This is a genomic window from Aeromonas sp. 603607 (assembly GCF_049171595.1).
GTDB classification, from domain to species: domain Bacteria; phylum Pseudomonadota; class Gammaproteobacteria; order Enterobacterales; family Aeromonadaceae; genus Aeromonas; species Aeromonas veronii.
Genome location: NZ_JAAKOV010000027.1, coordinates 1 through 18506 on the forward strand (window position 1 = coordinate 1; position 18506 = coordinate 18506).

Annotated in this window: 18 protein-coding genes; 14 read left to right on the forward strand and 4 right to left on the reverse strand. The window is 58.6% G+C overall.

Annotated features, from left to right (window positions below; all coding sequences use genetic code 11):
- Window positions 1-111: 111 nt before the first annotated feature.
- Together ppgK and queG are read right to left on the reverse strand one after the other, a co-directional pair.
- Entirely contained in the window at window positions 112-852 is a 741-nt protein-coding gene (ppgK, locus tag G5315_RS19675; RefSeq protein ID WP_421333810.1) for a polyphosphate--glucose phosphotransferase, read from the reverse strand.
- A gap of 111 nt (window positions 853-963) precedes the next feature.
- Window positions 964-2118 (reverse strand): tRNA epoxyqueuosine(34) reductase QueG, encoded by a 1155-nt coding sequence (queG, locus tag G5315_RS19680; protein ID WP_266135433.1) that lies wholly within the window; start codon window positions 2116-2118, stop codon window positions 964-966.
- A gap of 60 nt (window positions 2119-2178) precedes the next feature.
- On the opposite strand from queG, the gene G5315_RS19685 reads away from it, so the two are divergent.
- From G5315_RS19685 to G5315_RS19730, 10 genes are all read left to right on the forward strand, one after another.
- Window positions 2179-3690, forward strand: coding sequence for an NAD(P)H-hydrate dehydratase (locus tag G5315_RS19685; RefSeq protein ID WP_421333813.1), 1512 nt, complete (start codon window positions 2179-2181; stop codon window positions 3688-3690).
- Between the two features lie 10 nt (window positions 3691-3700).
- Window positions 3701-4174, forward strand: coding sequence for a tRNA (adenosine(37)-N6)-threonylcarbamoyltransferase complex ATPase subunit type 1 TsaE (gene tsaE, locus G5315_RS19690; protein ID WP_227341987.1), 474 nt, complete (start codon window positions 3701-3703; stop codon window positions 4172-4174).
- A 23-nt stretch (window positions 4175-4197) separates the two neighbouring features.
- A complete protein-coding gene (locus tag G5315_RS19695; protein WP_421333842.1) occupies window positions 4198-5889 on the forward strand; it encodes an N-acetylmuramoyl-L-alanine amidase in 1692 nt (563 codons plus the stop codon).
- Window positions 5890-6173: 284 nt separating this feature from the next.
- On the forward strand, window positions 6174-8039 hold the full coding sequence (mutL, locus tag G5315_RS19700; protein ID WP_421333815.1) for a DNA mismatch repair endonuclease MutL: 1866 nt from the start codon (window positions 6174-6176) through the stop codon (window positions 8037-8039).
- Window positions 8029-8958: a tRNA (adenosine(37)-N6)-dimethylallyltransferase MiaA gene (miaA, locus tag G5315_RS19705; protein ID WP_421206022.1), complete on the forward strand. Its 930-nt coding sequence runs from the start codon at window positions 8029-8031 to the stop codon at window positions 8956-8958. The genes mutL and miaA overlap by 11 nt, the downstream gene beginning before the upstream one ends.
- A gap of 72 nt (window positions 8959-9030) precedes the next feature.
- Window positions 9031-9294 (forward strand): RNA chaperone Hfq, encoded by a 264-nt coding sequence (gene hfq / locus G5315_RS19710; protein ID WP_421333816.1) that lies wholly within the window; start codon window positions 9031-9033, stop codon window positions 9292-9294.
- Between the two features lie 63 nt (window positions 9295-9357).
- On the forward strand, window positions 9358-10644 hold the full coding sequence (gene hflX, locus G5315_RS19715) for a ribosome rescue GTPase HflX (protein ID WP_421333818.1): 1287 nt from the start codon (window positions 9358-9360) through the stop codon (window positions 10642-10644).
- Between the two features lie 48 nt (window positions 10645-10692).
- The gene (gene hflK, locus G5315_RS19720) at window positions 10693-11841 is read left to right on the forward strand and encodes an FtsH protease activity modulator HflK (protein WP_319919773.1); all 1149 of its coding nucleotides are present in this window, start codon (window positions 10693-10695) and stop codon (window positions 11839-11841) included.
- Between the two features lie 3 nt (window positions 11842-11844).
- Window positions 11845-12729 carry a protease modulator HflC gene (hflC, locus tag G5315_RS19725; RefSeq protein WP_319919774.1) on the forward strand — a complete coding sequence of 295 codons (885 nt, stop codon included), beginning with the start codon at window positions 11845-11847 and terminating at the stop codon, window positions 12727-12729.
- 105 nt (window positions 12730-12834) lie between these two features.
- Window positions 12835-13023 (forward strand): DUF2065 domain-containing protein, encoded by a 189-nt coding sequence (locus tag G5315_RS19730; protein ID WP_005339036.1) that lies wholly within the window; start codon window positions 12835-12837, stop codon window positions 13021-13023.
- Between the two features lie 80 nt (window positions 13024-13103).
- On the opposite strand, the gene ispB is transcribed toward G5315_RS19730, so the two are convergent.
- Complete coding sequence (ispB, locus tag G5315_RS19735) at window positions 13104-14075, reverse strand: octaprenyl diphosphate synthase (protein ID WP_319919775.1); 972 nt, start codon at window positions 14073-14075, stop codon at window positions 13104-13106.
- A gap of 242 nt (window positions 14076-14317) precedes the next feature.
- Here ispB and rplU point away from each other — a divergent pair, with 242 nt between their 5' ends.
- The 4 genes from rplU (at window position 14318) to G5315_RS19755 (ending at window position 18040) form a co-directional block, all read left to right on the forward strand.
- Window positions 14318-14629, forward strand: coding sequence for a 50S ribosomal protein L21 (gene rplU, locus G5315_RS19740; protein WP_005304210.1), 312 nt, complete (start codon window positions 14318-14320; stop codon window positions 14627-14629).
- A gap of 17 nt (window positions 14630-14646) precedes the next feature.
- Window positions 14647-14904 carry a 50S ribosomal protein L27 gene (gene rpmA, locus G5315_RS19745; protein WP_005304202.1) on the forward strand — a complete coding sequence of 86 codons (258 nt, stop codon included), beginning with the start codon at window positions 14647-14649 and terminating at the stop codon, window positions 14902-14904.
- Window positions 14905-15094: 190 nt separating this feature from the next.
- Window positions 15095-16297, forward strand: a complete 1203-nt coding sequence (gene cgtA / locus G5315_RS19750) for an Obg family GTPase CgtA (RefSeq protein ID WP_216952928.1) — start codon at window positions 15095-15097, stop codon at window positions 16295-16297.
- A 372-nt stretch (window positions 16298-16669) separates the two neighbouring features.
- Window positions 16670-18040 carry a YjiH family protein gene (locus tag G5315_RS19755; RefSeq protein ID WP_216952929.1) on the forward strand — a complete coding sequence of 457 codons (1371 nt, stop codon included), beginning with the start codon at window positions 16670-16672 and terminating at the stop codon, window positions 18038-18040.
- Between the two features lie 85 nt (window positions 18041-18125).
- Here the strand turns inward: G5315_RS19755 and G5315_RS19760 are convergent, their stop codons facing one another.
- On the reverse strand, window positions 18126-18464 hold the full coding sequence (locus G5315_RS19760; RefSeq protein WP_421323789.1) for a hypothetical protein: 339 nt from the start codon (window positions 18462-18464) through the stop codon (window positions 18126-18128).
- Between the last annotated feature and the right edge of the window lie 42 nt (window positions 18465-18506).

The window sequence follows — 18506 nt, forward strand, 5'->3', positions numbered from 1 at the left end:
TATCCATGATGGTAGACCTCAAGGTGATGGCCTACTTCAAGATTAGCCTTTCAACACGTAATTGGGACAGAGCCTTTCCATTGGTATCTGCTGACTTGCAGTGAGCGTCGGTCAGCCCTGCTGCTCGGCCGCGTAGAGGGCGGCCCCGATAATGCCCGCCTGATTGAGGCTGGCCGCCGGAATAAGCGGCGCCCGGGTCTCGATGCGATCGACAAACTTATCCAGCTTGGCTGCGCTGCCGCCCCCCAGAATGAAGAGGTCGGGGGAGAAGAGAAACTCGAGGCGGGCCAGATACTTGTTGAAGCGCTTGCCCCAGCGGTTCCAGGAGAGATCTTCCCGTTTGCGCGCCGCATCGGAGCAGTAGTGCTCGGCGACCATTCCTTCCAGCATCAGATGGCCCAGCTCGGTGTTGGGCAGCAGATGGCCGTTGACGAAGATGGCGGTGCCGATGCCGGTGCCGACCGTGATGAGGACGATGACCCCCTTGCGATCCTTGCCGGCACCAAAGCGCATCTCGGCCAGACCGGCGGCATCGGCATCATTCAGCACATAGCAGGGCTTGCCGGTGACATCGGCAAACAGATGCTCGGCATCGGTTTCGATCCAGCTCTTGTCGATGTTGGCGGCACTCTTGGCAACCCCGTTGTGGATGGTGGCAGGAAAGCCGCAGCCCACCGGCCCTTTCCAGTCGAAGTGTTCGACCAGCGCCTTGAGGGTATGGGCGATGGCGGCCGGGGTGGCCGGTTGCGGTGTGGCAATGCGATGGCGCTCGCCAATCAATTCGCCGGTTTTGGTATCCACCAGACAGCCCTTGATCCCCGAGCCTCCAATATCCACTCCCAACATATGCATCTGTGTTGTCCTTGTTGTGTGCCGACCAGTTTGCAGTGACCACGCTGTTATGGGCACTGCAGGTCGGCAGAGCATGAAAAAAGTGCTGCAATCCGGCAAGGGGCAGATCACTTATGCGTGATCCGACAGACCTTTTTCGATGCAGCGGATCAGCAAACGGGTCTTCTTGTTCTCTTCATCCTGACGCCGGGCAAGGGTGGCCAGCGCCCATTCGATATGTTCGGCCACCATGGGCTCGGCGGTGGTCAGCCCCAGTTGCAGGGCCGCGATCACCTCGGGGGTCGCCGGGCCATTGCCAAGGGCGACTGCCAGATTGCGGCGCCAGCGTTGATAGCCGATGCGGCGGATCGGGCTCCCCTCGGTCTGTTTGAGGAAATCGCTCTCGCTCCAGCACCACAGCGCCAGCAGGGGCGGGCGGTGCAGGCTGGGGCGGGGGCTAAAATCGGGTTCCGGGCTGGCATCGGCGTAGCGATTCCAGGGGCAGATAAGCTGGCAGTCGTCGCAGCCGTAGATGCGGTTGCCCATCAGGGGCCTGAACTCTTCCGGAATAGGGCCGTCATTCTCGATGGTGAGATAGGAGATGCAGCGGCGGCCATCCACCACATAGGGTGCGACAATGGCGCCGGTCGGGCAGATGTTGATGCAGGCGACGCACTTGCCGCACTGCTCCTTCTCCACTGGCTGGTCGAGCGGTAGCGGCAGGTTGAGCAACAGCTCACCGAGAAAGAAGAAGGAGCCGGCCGATTCGTTGAGCAGCAGTGAGTGTTTGCCAACCCAGCCGAGGCCCGCCTTGGCTGCCAGTGGCCGCTCGAGGATGGGGGCGGAGTCGACGAAGGGGCGCCACTCACCCAAGGTCTCTTCAGTGCCTTGAAACAGCTCGGCGCAGCGCGCTTCAATGCGATCACCCAGCTGTTTGAGCCGGTTGCGCAGCACCTTGTGGTAGTCGCGACCGAGAGCATAGCGGCTGATATAGCCGAGAGTCGGATCGCGCAGGGTAGCGGCGAAGCCCGCCTCGAACGGCAGGTAGTTCATCCGTACCGACAACACCCGCACCGTGCCCGGCAGCAGCTCGTGGGGGCGCGCGCGCATCATGCCGTGGCGCGCCATGTAATCCATGCTGCCGTGATAGCCCGCATCCAGCCAGGCCTGCAATCTCGGCTCTTCGATACGCAGGTCGGTGTCGGTGATGCCCGCCTGGTCAAATCCTAGCTCCCGTGCCCAGAGCTTGATATCTTGGGCCAGCTGGTGGAAGTCAGGTGCGCTCATGCGGCTTGGCCTGGCCGGCGTTTGCTGGCGTGGGTCGATTGATAAGAGGCGGGAGCCGTCATGGTAGAGATCATCAGGGGCGCGTTGGGCACAAAAGAGGGGGGCAGTTTACCACAGGGGCTGTGGCAGACTGAACAGATCCGCGCACTGGAGCTCAACTGGGCCGCGCGTGAGGGGCAACCTCTCTATGCCCTGATGGAGCGAGCCGGTGCCGTGCTGCGCACCTATGCCACTCTGCATTGGCCTGACAGTCGCTGCTGGTGGATTTTCGTCGGCCCCGGTAATAACGGCGGTGATGGCTATGTGCTGGCCCGCCTTGCCCGCCAGATTGGCATCGAGGTGGTGGTGATTGCCGCCAGGACACCCGACCAGCTGAAGGGGGATGCCAGACGGGCCGCCGATGAGTGGCTGGCGGCCGGTGGCCGGGTCTGGCTGGCCGAGCAGTTTGATGGGGACCAGCACTCCGCCCCGGATCTGGTGGTCGATGCCCTGCTTGGCACCGGCGTCAACACGCCTCTCTCGCCACTACTGACAAAGATCGTCGCAACAATCAATGGCTTGGCTGTGCCCGTGCTGGCGGTGGATCTCCCCTCCGGCCTCAACGGCGATACCGGCCGTGCCATGGGGGCCATGGTGCAGGCCACTCGCACCCTCACCTTTATCGGTATCAAGCAGGGGATGCTCACCGGCGACGGGGTGGATTGCGTCGGCCTGCTCGATTGTGATCCCCTTGGCGTGACGCCTGATGACACTATGCTGCCCGCCGCCTGGCGTATCGATTATCCGCTGCTCAGCACGCAACTGACCCCGCGCCCGTGCGCTTCCCACAAGGGCTCTTATGGCAAGGTACTGCTGGTGGGGGGCAATCGCGGCATGCAGGGGGCCATCGTGCTGGCTGCCCGCGCCTGCCTGCGGGCGGGGGCCGGGCTGGTGCGGGTATGTCAGCATCCGGAACATCCGCCGGTCAGCCTCTATCAACCCGAACTGATGAGTCTCACTACCGCAGATGACGAGGGGTGGGCGTCGGTGCGGGTCATTGGCCCCGGCCTCGGTCAGGATGAGTGGGGAAGAGCGCAAATCGCCCGTTATCTCACCGACCGGCTGCCACTGGTTTTGGACGCCGATGGATTGAATTGGCTGGCGCAATCTCCCCGCCATCAGGATAATTGGGTGCTCACGCCCCATCCCGGCGAAGCGGCGCGCCTGCTGGGATGCACCATTGCCGACATTGAAACCGACCGGTTTTCCGCCGTGCAGGCGCTGCAGCGGCGCTATGGCGGTGTGGTGTTGTTAAAAGGGGCGGGGACACTTATTTATGACGGCGAGCGGGTCGCACTCTGTTGTGAAGGCAACCCAGGCATGGCAAGTGGCGGCATGGGCGATCTGTTATCTGGTATAATCGCCGCCCTTTTGGCCCAGGGCTGGTCTGCCACCATGGCAAGCTGGCTGGGCGCCGTGATCCACGGCGAGGCTGCAGATCAGGCCGCCGCTGACGGCGAACGGGGCATGCTGGCGTCAGATCTGCTGCCGCTGATCCGCAAACTGGTTAATCCCGACACCATTACAAGTTAAAAAGAAGAACATGGCAAAACAGTTGATGATGACACTGCCGGACGAGGCAGCAACCGTGGCACTGGGTGGCCGTCTGGCACAGGCCTGCCAGCAGGCGACCACAGTGTTTTTGCATGGCACGCTTGGTGCTGGTAAAACCACTCTGACCCGCGGCTGGGTGCAGGGCCTTGGCCATCAGGGCAAGGTAAAAAGCCCGACCTATACCCTGGTCGAGCCCTACGAACTCGATGGCTGGCAGGTCTATCACTTCGATCTCTATCGTCTGGCTGATCCGGAAGAGCTGGAGTTCATGGGCATTCGGGACTATTTTGCCGCCAATACTCTCTGTCTGGTGGAGTGGTCCGAGAAGGGCGAGGGCTGGTTACCGGCTCCTGACCTTGAAATTACCCTTACTTATGTAGGCGAGCAGCGCGAGGCTCTGATAGAGGCCCGCACTGCTATTGGCGAAGCCATTCTGGAACGGTTGTCATCTACGTGCGCTTGATCCTTGTTATTGCTCTCTCCTTGATGGCGTTACCCTCCTGGGCGAATCAGCTCAAGAGTGTGCGAATCTGGCCATCACCGGATAACACCCGGGTGGTGCTCGATATGAGCAGTACCCCCAACTACAACTACTTCACCCTGGCTGGCCCCGATAGATTGGTGATCGATCTGAAAGGGGCGAGCAATGCCACCAATCTGGCCCGGGTCGAGAACAACAGCGAGCTGGTGCGCAAGATACGTGAGAGCACTCCGCTGGAGAAGGGGGGCCTGCGGCTGGTGCTTGATCTCAGCTCCGCCATCAAGCCGGTGGTCTTTCCGCTGGCACCAGCCGGGCCCTATGGTCACCGTCTGGTGATCGATCTGCCTTATGAAGAGAAGCGCTCGGCGGCTGCGGTGCAATCCACGCCCGTCGGTGGCAAGGGCAGGGGGGTGGTGATTGCCATCGACCCGGGCCACGGTGGGGAAGACCCGGGCTCCATCGGTCCGCGTCGTACCTATGAGAAGCGAGTTACGCTGGCAGTCTCCCAGAAGCTGGCGGCGCTGATCGACCGCGAGCCGGGGATGCGCGCCGTGCTGACCCGTCGTGGCGACTATTTCGTCGACCTCAACAAGCGTTCCGAGATTGCCCGCAAGGCCAAGGCGGATCTGCTGGTGTCGGTCCATGCGGACAGCTTCCATAACTCCACTCCGCGCGGCGCCTCTGTCTGGGTCCTCTCGACCAACCGTGCCAACCGCGAGATGGGCAGCTGGCTGGAGAAGCAGGAGAAGCAGGGCGAGCTGCTGGGCGGGGTCGGCAAGGTGTTGGCGGAATCCGATCCCAATCCCTATCTGGCGCAAACTTTCCTAGACCTTTCCATGGACAAGTCCCGTGCCGAAGGCTACGACGTCAGCCGTCAGATCCTGCGCTCATTGGGCAAGGTTGCCCGACTGCACAAGAAGGCCCCGGAGCATGCCAGTCTGGCTGTGCTGAAGGCGCCGGATATTCCCTCGGTGCTGGTCGAAACCGGCTTTATCTCCAACCATGCGGAAGAGAAGTTGCTGGCTACCTCAAGCTATCAGGATCAGCTGGCCCGCGCCATTTTCGAGGGGATCCGCAACTACTACCGCGCCCACCCGACCAAGGGAGCCATGTTGACCGGCAAGGGACAGGCGAGCAGGCCTGCCGCGACCACTCGCTCTGCACCGGTAGCTTCGCAGCCGGTGAGCCAGCCCAAGCCAGTGCAGTCGCAGCCGGTGGTGACCAATAAGATGCCAGCGACAGTACGTGACGGCGCGGCTGCGACCGGTTCAGGTGCCGGGGTGATCAAGCCCTATTCGGAGGCTGCGCAAGATTCTGGTGCGCCGGTTAGCAATGTGGGCGACTATGACAAATCTCGGATGCTCCGCCATGTGGTCAAACGTGGCGAGAGTCTCTCTCGCCTTGCCGAGAAGCATGGAGTGAGTCAATCCACTTTGGTAGAGATCAACCAGCTGCGCAGCCGGGATATTCAGATTGGTCAGACCATCTATATTCCCCAGCAGGGGCAGAGCCGCGCTGCCGCCCCCGTTCGCAGTGATGACAAGTCGCAGATGATCCGCCATGTGGTCAAGCGGGGGGAGAGTCTCTCCCGCCTTGCCGAGAAGCATGGGGTGAGTCAGGCGCGACTGGTAGAGATCAACAAGCTCAAATCGCGGAATATTCAGGTAGGGCAGGTGCTCTACATTCCGCAAAACTGACGCGCGGGAGCGGGTGATACCGCTCTCGCTGTTAGCCAATACCATCAGCAAGATTGAAATTCAGGAGCAAGTGATGCCGATCCGTATATTACCCCCCGATTCTGGCCAACCAGATTCCGGTTGGTGGAGAGGTGGTGGAGCGGCTCTCTATCCGCAAGATTGAAATTCAGGAGTAAGTGATGCCGATCCGTATATTGCCCCCTATCTTGGCCAACCAGATTCCGGTTGGTGGAGAGGTGGTGGAACGGCTCTCTATCCGCAAGATTGAAATTCAGGAGTAAATGATGCCGATCCGTATTTTGCCACCCATTCTGGCCAACCAGATTGCAGCCGGAGAGGTGGTGGAGCGGCCCTCTTCTGTGGTGAAAGAGCTGGTGGAGAACAGCCTGGATGCGGGGGCCGACCGGGTCGAGATCGACATCGACAAGGGGGGCGCCAAGCTGATCCGCATCCGTGACAACGGCTGCGGCGTCGCCAAAGATGAGCTGGTACTTGCGCTGTCGCGTCATGCAACCTCCAAGGTGGCCACGCTGGATGATCTGGAAGGGATCAACAGCCTCGGTTTTCGTGGCGAGGCGCTCGCCTCCATCAGCTCTGTCTCCCGTCTCACCTTCACCTCCCGCACCGCCGAGCAGTCCGAAGCCTGGCAAGCCCAGGCGGAAGGGCGCGAGATGAGCGTCACCATCAAGCCTGCGGCCCATCCGGTGGGCACCACGGTGGAGGTCGTGGATCTCTTCTTTAATACCCCCGCGCGGCGCAAATTCATGCGCAGCGAAAAGACAGAGTTTGCCCATATTGACGAGCTGGTGCGCCGCATCGCGCTCTCCCGCTTCGATGCCACCCTGATCCTGCGCCACAATGGCAAGGTGGTGCGCCAGTACAAGGCCGCCAATACCGTGCCGGAGCAGGAGCGACGTCTCGCCGCCGTTTGCGGCACCCCCTTCATGCACCATGCGCTGGCGGTGGAGAGCGAGCATAGCGACGTGCGGCTGTGGGGCTGGTTGGCGACTCCGGAGGGGGCAAGACCGCAAAACGACCTGCAATACACCTATGTAAACGGCCGGATGATGCGCGACAAGCTCATCAACCACGCCATTCGTCAGGCCTATGACGAGCTGCTGCCTCCCGACCGCTTCGCCGCTTATGTGCTCTATATCGAGCTGGATCCCCGTCAGGTAGATGTCAACGTCCATCCGGCCAAGCATGAGGTGCGCTTCCATCAGGCGCGACTGATCCACGACTTTATCTTTCAGGCGCTGTTTACTGCGCTGCGCCGCGAAGGAGTCAGCGCCGCTCATCAGGACGCGCTGCTGGCCGAAACCCTGGTCGAGTTGCCGGTCAGTCCGCAGATTGAATATCCCGGTCAGGCGCCACGCCCGGAGTGGTACGGTGCCGAGCACAGCTACCGGGCGCCTGCACAGGTGCGGGAGGGGGGCGGTGGGGCTGGCCGAGCCAGCAATTATCAACCGCCCGAGCCCCCAAGCCGGGAGGCGATGCGCGGCATGGGCGCTCTGCTCACTACGCTACCTATCGAAGCTGAGGCTGCTCCTGTGCAGCCCACTGATCCAGTGCCGTCACCCAAACAGGGGGGATGTCGCGCCCTGACACTGGTGGAGCAGGCCTACCTGTTGATCGAGCGGGATAATCAGCTGGCGCTGCTCTCGCTGGTACGCGCCGAGCGTGTGCTGCTACGCCATTGGCTGCTGGAGACCTGGGGTCAGGGACTGGCGGCCCAGCCACTGTTGCTGCCGGTCTCCTTCAAATTGCCGAAGAATTTGATCGCGCTGGTGACCGAGCAGGAGCGTTTGCTGAAACGGATGGGGCTGGAGTTGAAAAGCGGGGGGCGCGACACCATGATCCTGACTCGGGTGCCGGCTCTGCTGCGCCAGACCGATCTGGTGCGTCTGTTACCCGAATTGCTGCAAATTATCGAGGGCGGATCTGACAGTGATGCTGGTCAGCAGGCTGAAGTATTATGCCAATGGCTGGTGGAGCAGGGGATAAGCCGCGAGAAGATATACGATTTTTCAACTGCTAGTCGTCTGCTGACGGAACTTGTGACCGATTTCAGTGACCAACTGGCAGACATTCGCATGGTGCGCCCCCTTTCGCTGGCGACCGTGCTGGAGGAGTTTGAACATGGCGAGTGACTTGCCGACCGCAATTTTTCTGATGGGGCCGACGGCCTCCGGCAAGACGGATCTCGCCATTGAATTGTGCCAGGTATTGCCTTGCGACATCATCAGCGTCGATTCTGCGCTGATCTATCGCGGCATGGATATAGGTACGGCCAAGCCGACCGCCGATGAACTGGCACAGGCCCCGCACCGGCTGATCGACATTCTCGATCCCGCAGTGAGCTATTCGGCTGCCGATTTTTGCAAGGATGCCCTGCGGGAGATGAAAGAGATCGCCGACCGTGGCCGCATTCCGTTGCTGGTGGGCGGCACCATGCTCTATTTCAAGGCGTTGCTGGAGGGATTGTCCCCATTACCCTCCGCCGATCCCGCCGTTCGTGCCGGGATTGAGGAAGAGGCTGCCCGCCTCGGTTGGCAGGCGCTGCACGATGAGCTGGTGCGCATCGACCCGGTGGCCGGGGCGCGGATCCACCCCAATGACCCGCAGCGACTCTCTCGGGCACTGGAGGTCTACCGTATCAGCGGCAAGACCCTTACCGAGCTGACGCAGGTGCAGGGGGAGGGCTTGCCCTATCGGGTGCTGCAGTTTGCCATCGCCCCGAGCGAACGCGCCGTGCTGCATCAGCGGATCGAACTGCGCTTTGACAAGATGCTGCAAGGCGGCTTTGAACAGGAGGTTCGTGCGCTGATGGCGCGCGGCGATCTGCACCCGGATCTTCCCTCCATTCGCTGTGTGGGTTATCGCCAAATGTGGGACTACCTGTGCGGTGAAGTGGGGTATGATGAGATGCGTTATCGTGGCATTGTTGCCACACGCCAATTGGCAAAACGACAGATGACCTGGTTGCGCGGCTGGCCCGATGTGACCTGGTTGGAATCTGGTGAGTCTGGCAATCTCGACCGCGTGCTTGCTCGCGCTGGTGCGGCTTGACACTCCCTGTATAATCAGGTTGTTATATTGATATTCGGTGTTTAAAAACAACAAACTATAAGGAAAAGAAAAATGGCTAAGGGGCAATCTCTCCAAGACCCGTTTTTGAATGCGCTGCGCCGTGAGCGGATTCCTGTTTCTATCTATTTGGTGAACGGCATCAAACTGCAAGGTCAGATCGAGTCTTTTGACCAGTTTGTTATCCTGCTGAAAAACACCGTGAGCCAGATGGTTTACAAGCATGCCATCTCGACTGTCGTACCGGCCCGTGCCGTCAATCATCATCAGCCCACTCCGGGTGGCGCGGTTGATGAACAGGGTGATGCCGAGGCGTGATATCCCTGGGCGAGTCGACTCGCCAACTCAGATTCATCATGATTCCTGTTAAGGAGCAAGCGCTTGTTTGACCGTTATGAAGCTGGCGAACAGGCCGTTCTGGTGCATGTCAACTTCAGTGATGAGGGTGAGCGGGAGGATCTGGAAGAGCTCAAGATGTTGGTGAGCTCGGCCGGAGTCAATGCGCTGGGGGTAATTACCACCAGTCGCAGTGCGCCCAGTGCCAAATTTTTTGTCGGCAGTGGCAAGGCTGAAGAGATCGCGTCCCAAGTCCAGATGCTGGATGCGGATGTGGTGATCTTCAACCATGCCCTGACTCCTGCCCAGGAACGAAATCTGGAACGTCTGTTCCAGTGCCGGGTGGTGGACAGAACCGGTCTGATCCTCGACATCTTCGCCCAGCGCGCCCGAACCCATGAAGGTAAACTGCAGGTCGAGCTGGCCCAGTTACGCCACCTTTCCACTCGCCTGGTGCGAGGCTGGACCCACCTTGAGCGTCAAAAGGGCGGGATCGGTCTGCGTGGTCCGGGTGAAACCCAGCTTGAAACTGACCGACGTCTGCTGCGGGAACGCATCAAGGCGATTTTGCGCCGGCTCGACAAGGTAGCCAAGCAGCGGGAGCAGGGACGTCGTGCCCGCAACCGCAACGAAGTACCGACAGTTTCTCTGGTTGGTTACACAAACGCCGGAAAATCCACTTTGTTCAACCAACTTACAGCTGCCAGCGTGTATGCTGCCGACCAGTTGTTCGCAACACTGGATCCGACCCTGCGAAAACTGGTGATCCGGGATGTGGGTGATGTGATTTTGGCTGACACGGTTGGATTTATTCGGCACTTGCCTCATGATCTGGTCGCGGCTTTCAAAGCGACCCTGCAGGAGACCCGTGAAGCTGATCTGCTGCTGCATGTGGTGGACTGTGCAGATGAGCAGATGCAGGAGAATATCGACTCTGTGCAGCAGGTGCTGGCCGAAATTGAAGCTGGCGACAGGCCTCAGCTGATGATCTGCAACAAGATCGACAAGCTGGCTGATCGTCCTGCTGGTCTGGAGCGAGATGACGAGGGGCGCCCATTGCGCGTCTGGCTGTCGGCTCAGACTGGTGAAGGTTGTGAGCATCTGTTTACGGCGCTGACTGAACTGCTGGCCGGCTCCATGGTGCACCACACCCTGCAGTTGCCACCCTCGGCAGCAAGATTGCGCAGTGCGCTTTATCAGTTGAAGGGCATTGAACAGGAAGGTTTTAGCGAGGAGGGAGATTTCGTGCTGGAAGTCCGCTTGCAAGTGGCCGACTGGAACCGCCTCGTAAAGCAGGAAGGTGAGAGTTTACAACGCTTTATCAGACATTGATGTTCTGATAGAGGTGATATCCATCCGCAAGTATTAATGGAGACGCTGATGGCTTGGAATGAGCCTGGTAACAACGGCAAAGACCGTGACCCTTGGGGGAACAACGGCAAGAATCAGGGGCCCCCTGATCTGGACGAAATGCTTCGCAAGATGAGCCGTCGCTTCGGGGGCCTGTTTGGTGGTGGCACATCCGGTGGTGATGTCGGTCGCTTTGGTATCTCCATCGCACTGGTGATCGCTGTGGTGGTGTGGGTTGTCAGCGGCTTCTACACCATTCGTGAAGCGGAACGTGGTGCAGTGCTGCGGTTTGGCAAGTTTTCCCATATTGTCGAGCCGGGTCTGCGCTGGAATCCCACCTTTATCGACAAGGTGATCCCTGTGGATGTCGAGTCCGTGCGCTCCCTGCCTGCTTCCGGTTTCATGCTGACTCAGGATGAAAACGTGGTGCGGGTCGAGATGGACGTGCAGTACCGTGTCGTCAACCCCGAGCAGTATCTGTTTAGCGTAACGAATGCTGACGAGAGCCTGAGTCAGGCCACCGACAGTGCCCTGCGTTATGTTGTGGGCCACACCAAGATGGACGACGTGCTGACCACCGGTCGTGAGAAGGTGCGTCAGGAGACCTGGCAGGTGATTGATGGCATCATCGAGCCTTACCAGATGGGTCTGCAGATCGTCGACGTCAACTTCCTGCCGGCTCGTCCGCCGGAAGAGGTGAAGGATGCGTTTGATGACGCCATTGCCGCTCAGGAAGATGAGCAACGCTTCATCCGCGAGGCCGAAGCCTATGCCCGTGAAGTCGAGCCGAAGGCCCGTGGTCAGGTCAAGCGTCTGGAGCAGGAGGCGGAAGCCTACAAGTCCCAGATTGTGCTGAAAGCCCAGGGTGAAGTGGCCCGCTTCAACGAGCTGCTGCCCCAGTATCAAGCTGCGCCCGATCTGACACGCAATCGTATCTACCTGGAGACCATGGAAGAGCTCTATCAGCAGGCCAATAAAGTGGTGGTCGACATGCCGGCTGGCAACAACAGCATGATCTATCTGCCGCTCGACAAGTTGGCTGGCAAGCAGGCGAGCGTCCAGCAGGGGCGTCCAGCTGCTGCGCCGACCATCGAGTCCACGCCAGCTTCCAACGAGGGCGCCAACTCCACTCCGACGCCGCTGCGTAGCGGTGACCGCTTCAGCTCAGGGAGAAACTGATAGATGAAAAAGCTAGCTATTGGTGCAATCGCTGTCGCGGCCATGGTCTGCTTCTCCTCTGTCTTTATCGTTGATGAAGGCCAGAAGGGGATTGTGGTGCAGTTCGGCAAGGTGAAGCGGGTTGACTCCGGTGAACCCCGCCTCTATGAACCGGGCCTGCACTTCAAGGTGCCGCTCATCGACCAGGTTCGCAAAATGGATGCACGCATCCAGACCATCGACAGCCAGGCTGACCGTTTTGTCACCTCCGAGAAGAAAGACCTGATCATCGATTCCTATGTGAAATGGAAGATCGAGGACTTCTCCAAGTACTACTTGGCAACCGGTGGTGGCAACAAGTTGCAGGCCGAGGATCTGCTCAAGCGCAAGATCAACAACGGTCTGCGCTCCGAGATCGGTAATCGTACCATCAAGGATATCGTCTCCGGTGAACGCAGTACCGTGATGGAAGATGCTCTGATGAAGATGGCGCGCTCCTCCGAGCTCGGCATCAAGGTGGTGGATGTGCGGATCAAGCAGATCAACCTGCCGGTGGAAGTGTCCAACTCCATTTACCAGCGGATGCGGGCCGAGCGTACTGCCGTGGCCCGTGAGCATCGCTCCCAGGGGCGTGAGCAGGCCGAGATCCTGCGGGCCGATATCGACCGCAAGGTGACCGTCATGATCGCCGACGCCGAGAGTAACGCTCGTCAACTGCGCGGTGAAGGGGATGCGGAAGCCGCCAAAATCTATGCTGACAGCTACAAGAAAGACCCCGAGTTTTTCAGCTTCGTGCGCAGTATGGAGGCCTATCGCAAGAGCTTCGCCGGTGGCAATGACCTGATGGTGCTCAAGCCGGATAGCGAGTTTTTCCGTTACTTCAAGTCTCCTGAAGGCACCAAGCAGTAATCGCCACGAGGTCACATTCAAAGGGTCTGCATTGTCAGACCCTTTTGTTTTTGGTGCCAATGCCAGCCGTTGACCCGAGGGGCTGGTTGCATTGAAGGAGGTCGGATGCTGACATCCATGCTGATGGGGTTGGGATTGCTGTTGTTGTTCGAGGGGCTCGGCCCGTTGTTGATGCCCAGGGCATGGCAGCAGATGTTACGGCTGCTGAGCGATCAGCCACCGGAGCAGTTGCGCCGTATCGGCGGCTCGTTAGTGGTTGCGGGTAGCGTAATCCTCTGGATGCTGAGTCGCTGAGTCTGGCGCAACGCACTGTCCAGCAGATAGCAGACAATAAAAAAGAGGCCGAAGGCCTCTTTTTCATGCATGTCGTTTACTCAGGCACTGCGCTGTACGGCCATGTGGGCCAGTGTTTCCAGCGCCTGTTTGTGCGGGGAGTCCGGCAGGATGGCGAGGGCGGCAATGGCCTTGTCGGCCTCTTCCCGGGCCCGCATGCGGGAGTACTCCAGCGCGCCGGTACGGTCGAGAATCCCGAGGATCTGCTCAAGATGTTCCATACCGTTGCGGTGCTCGATGGCATCGCGCACCAGCTGGCGTTCTTCCGGCGTGCCCACATCCATGGCACGCAGCAGCGGCAGGGTTGGTTTGCCTTCGGCCAGATCGTCGCCGACGTTCTTGCCCATCTCTTCGCTCTGGGAGCAGTAGTCCATCACGTCATCAATGATCTGGAACGCGGTGCCCAGATACTTGCCGTAATCGGTCATGGCCTGTTCGACGGGCTCGGGCTGATGGGTCAGCACGGCGGCGAGTCGGGTAGCGGCCTCGAACAGCTTGGCGGTCTTGCAGTAGATGACCGTCATGTAGCTCTCTTCGGTGGTATCCGGGTCGTTGCAGTTCATCAGCTGCAACACTTCCCCTTCGGCGATGGTGTTGGTGGCATCCGAGAGGATCTCCATCACCCGCAGGTTGGAGAGTTCGGCCATCATCTGGAAGGAGCGGCTATAGAGGTAGTCACCGACCAGCACGCTGGCAGCATTGCCAAACATGGCGTTGGCGGTCTCCCGGCCGCGGCGCAGGTCGGATTCGTCGACCACGTCGTCGTGCAGCAGGGTAGAGGTGTGAATGAATTCGATGATGGCGGCCAGTTTCAGGTGATCCTCACCCTCATAGCCCAGCGCACGCGCAGCCATCACGGTCAGCATGGGGCGCATCCGTTTCCCGCCGGCGCTGACAATGTAGAAACCCAGCTGATTAATCAGACTAACGTCGGACTGGAGTCGGGCCAGGATCAGTTCATTGACCGCCGTCATGTCGGCGGCACAGAGCGCACGGATAGTCTGTTGGTCCATAAGTCTCGTAACGTGACAGCAGCAATAACTGCGATTTTAGTAATGGCAGGGATTCTACACGATTTCACAATGGGTTACAGTTAGGCGTTTATCCACGGCGGCAGATATGCGCACAAAATAAACTTTTTGCTAAATTGGCCTTGCCTGAGCAGATCGATTTGCGTAGAATGCCCGCCCATTGTTATAGGTTTTTGCGCATGTCTAGCCTTGAGCAAAAGACATGCCTTTACGGAGTTAATCAAATGTACGCGGTATTCCAAAGCGGCGGAAAACAACACCGTGTGGCCGAAGGTCAAATCGTTCGTCTGGAAAAGCTGAACGTTGAGACTGGCGCTACCATCGACTTCAACGAAGTGCTGATGGTTGCTGCAGGCGACACTTTTAAAGTAGGTGCTCCTTTCGTTGAAGGTGGCAAGGTTGTAGCTGAAGTTGTGGCTCACGGCCGTGGCGAGAAAGTGACTATCGTCAAGTTCCGTCGTCGTAAGCACCACCGTAAGCAAGCGGGCCACCGTCAGTGGTTCACTGAAGTCAAAATCACTGGCATCAGCGCTTAATTAGAGGAGTCCGATAGATGGCACACAAAAAAGCTGGCGGTTCATCCCGCAACGGTCGCGATTCTGAAGCTAAACGCCTGGGCGTGAAGCGTTTCGGCGGCGAAACAGTTCTGGCTGGCAGCATCATCGTTCGTCAGCGCGGTACCAAGTTCCACGCTGGTGAGAACGTTGGTCTGGGCAAGGACCACACCCTGTTCGCTACCGCGAACGGCAAGGTGCAGTTCGAAGTTAAAGGTCCGCTGAATCGTAAGTACGTTAGCATCGTTGCTGAGTAATTACGGACCGCAAGGATCCGAAGCCCCGCCAACAGGCGGGGCTTTTGTTTTTCCGAAATAATGACGAAAAAACGGAACGCAGATGACCCGGGTACCGAGATTGCCCGGAGAGGCAAGATGCGTATCGCCCGCAGGGGTCTGTACCACTATAATTGCGTATCGGTTTTTCGAATTAAGGTGACGGTTACCTATGAAGTTTGTTGATGAAGTCCAGATTCGAGTCGATGCCGGTGACGGTGGTAACGGTTGTGTAAGTTTTCGCCGTGAAAAATATATTCCCAACGGTGGTCCGGATGGTGGTGACGGTGGTGACGGTGGTGACGTCTATCTGGTTGCCGATGAGAACCTCAACACCCTGATCGACTACCGTTTTGAGCGTTTCCATGCTGCCGAGCGTGGCGAGAATGGCCAGAGTGCCAACTGTACCGGTCGTCGTGGCAAGGACAAGATCCTGCGCGTGCCGGTCGGTACCCGTGCAACCGATGACGATACCGGCGAGTTGCTGGGCGACTTGACTCACCACGAGCAGAAGTTGCTGGTTGCCAAGGGCGGTTTCCACGGTTTGGGCAATACCCGCTTCAAGAGTTCGGTCAACCGGGCTCCACGCCAGAAGAGCAACGGCACACCGGGCGAAGTGCGTACCCTGAAGCTGGAGCTGCTGTTGCTGGCTGACGTCGGTATGCTGGGTCTGCCCAACGCCGGTAAATCTACCTTTATTCGCGCTGTTTCTGCCGCCCGCCCGAAAGTCGCTGATTATCCCTTTACCACCCTGGTGCCGAACCTCGGTGTGGTGCGTGGTGAGAACTCCCGCTCCTTCGTGATCGCCGATATTCCGGGCCTGATCGAAGGTGCTGCCGAAGGCGCAGGTCTGGGTATCCGTTTCCTCAAGCACCTCGAACGCTGCCGCGTGTTGATCCATCTGGTGGATATTTGCCCCATTGATGGCTCCGATCCGGCTGAAAATGCCGTGACCATCGTGCGTGAGCTGGAGAAGTACAGCCCGGAACTGGCTGGCAAGCCGCGCTGGCTGGTGTTCAACAAGATGGATCTGATCCTGGAAGAAGAGGCTCAGGAAGTGATGGATCGCGTGAAAGCCGCCCTCAACCACGAAGGGCCGGTCTACGCCATCACTGCCATCAGCAAGGAAGGGACCAAGAAGGTCTGCTACGACATCCTGGATCTGCTGGATACCATGCCCCGTCAGCTGGAGCAGGATGCCAAAGAGGCGATCGAGAAAGTGGAGTTCAAGTGGGACGACTACCACAAGAACCAGCTGGCTAAAGCCGAAGCGGAAGCGCTTGCCGCCTCCATGGCCTTTGACGAAAGTCTCGACGATGATGATTGGGATGACGAAGATGATGATGGTGTGGAAGTGATCTACGTCCGTGACTGATACCCTTGTCTGTCCATTTCATTGATAACCGGAGCCTGAACAGGCTCCGGTTTTTTTATGCCTGTCGAGTAGTGGCTCATTAGGTATGTTTGTGATGCCACTTATTGCCTGCCGTTGATAACTGTTTATACTGCCCATCAAAATTAACAGTAATGAAACAATCATCTGGCGATGTCGATTGAATCGATATGCGTTTCTGTATCTGATTGTTTTGATGGAAGGTTTACCTGTAAAAATTTTTATGCGCAGATTTATGCATTATGGGCTTGTTTGTGCATTTTTTTGGAGTATTCTTGCGCCCGTTTTGCCGGTTAATGCATGAATACGCAGGTAGGCCGGGCTATGGAAAAGTAACATTAGGGCAGTCTTATCATGCTGGAAAAGAGTCTTGAAGCATCTGCGGTTAATACCCGCCGTAACTTGTTGATGTTTCTAATACCGTCACTGATCGGTATCTTGCTGTTCATGACGCCGGTCGTCTATGACGGTAACGTCACCATCCCCGTCGCAGTGCTGGCCAAGCTGGTGCAGCGGGTTTTTGCCGATTATCTGGTTGCCATGGTCAGTGCGGTGATCACTACCACCATGCTGATGACTATCATCACCTGGTTGTTCAAACCGGCGATTCTGGTGCGTAGACCATTCCTCAACAGCCTGTTCAACGTCTCTCCTTTCTGGGCCTGCGTGCGGGTGGTGGGTGGTATCTTCGTGCTGCTGACCTTCTTCCAGGTGGGACCAGAGGTGCTTTATTCAGGCGCAACCGGCGGCCTGGTGCTCAACGATCTGCTGCCGGTGCTGTTTTCAGTCTTCATTTTTGCCGGCCTGCTGCTGCCGTTGCTGCTCGATTTCGGGCTGCTGGAGTTTGTCGGCACTATGATGACTCGCATCATGCGTCCGGTATTCCGGTTGCCGGGTCGCTCTGCCGTAGACTGCTTTGCCTCCTGGCTGGGGGATGGCAGTGTCGGCATCCTGCTGACCAGCAAGCAGTACGAAGGGAAGTTCTATACCCAGCGGGAAGCGGCCGTTATTGGCACCACCTTCTCCGCCGTCTCCATCACCTTCTGTCTGGTAGTGATCTCCCAGGTGAAGTTGGAACACATGTTCGTTCCCTTCTATCTGACTGTCTGTCTGGCTGGGGTGGTTGCCGCTATCGTGGTGCCACGTCTGCCGCCGCTATCCTGGAAGAAGGATATCTATATCGATGGCGCTCCCCTGTGTCGCAAGCAGGAGGCGGTGCCCCACCAGCACAGTGTGATGAGTTATGGTCTCGAACGTGCATTGACCAAGGCAGAGCAGATGACCGGTCTCGGTGCCGTCGCCCGGGAAGGGGTGAAAAATGCGCTCGACATGCTGTTTGGCGTGTTGCCTGTGGTCATGGCGATCGGTACCTGTGCCCTGATGCTGGCCGAACACACCCCCATCTTCAACTGGCTTGGCGCCCCCTTCGTCCCCTTGCTGGAACTGCTGCAACTGCCGGAGGCGGAAGCCGCATCCAAGACTATCATGGTCGGTTTTGCCGATATGTTTATTCCGGCTGTGCTGGCTTCGACCATCGATAGCGAGATGACCCGCTTCGTCATTGCCGCCATGTCGGTGACCCAGCTGATCTATATGTCCGAAGTGGGGGCCCTGCTGCTTGGCAGCAAGATCCCGGTCAAACTGTGGGAGTTGTTTGTGATCTTCCTGATGCGCACCCTGGTTACCCTGCCGGTGATTGCCGGTGTAGCGCATCTGCTGTTCTAAGGACTACGCCATAGTGAAAAACGGTCAACCTGGGTTGACCGTTTTCTTTTCCGCGGTAATGGGAGAGCATCGCCCTTAGGCTGGCTCAGCCTCTAGTGACGGGACACTGGATAGTCAGGGAGTGGACCGTGTTGGCGATGCTATAGGGCTTGGCAGCTTGGTAGATTTTCTTCTCCTTGTCATAGCTTCCCCCCAGATACTGGGTGCTGTAGAGCGTCTGCTGGTGACGATCGGTCTCCTTGTAACCTTGCGGGCAGGTCTGGTTGGCCTGCTGGAAGCAGGCTTTCATGCTGCTGCACTCGATGTAGAAGCCGCGCTGGCTGGGATCGGCAAGGTGCACCGGGGTGACGGTAGGTGCGGGGGGAGACAACAGGGCGCAACCGGAGAGCGTCAGTGCGCCCAGCAGAACGAGATGTTTTGACATAGATAACCTGAACAGTATGGTGTGACAAAGAGTGAGGGGGAG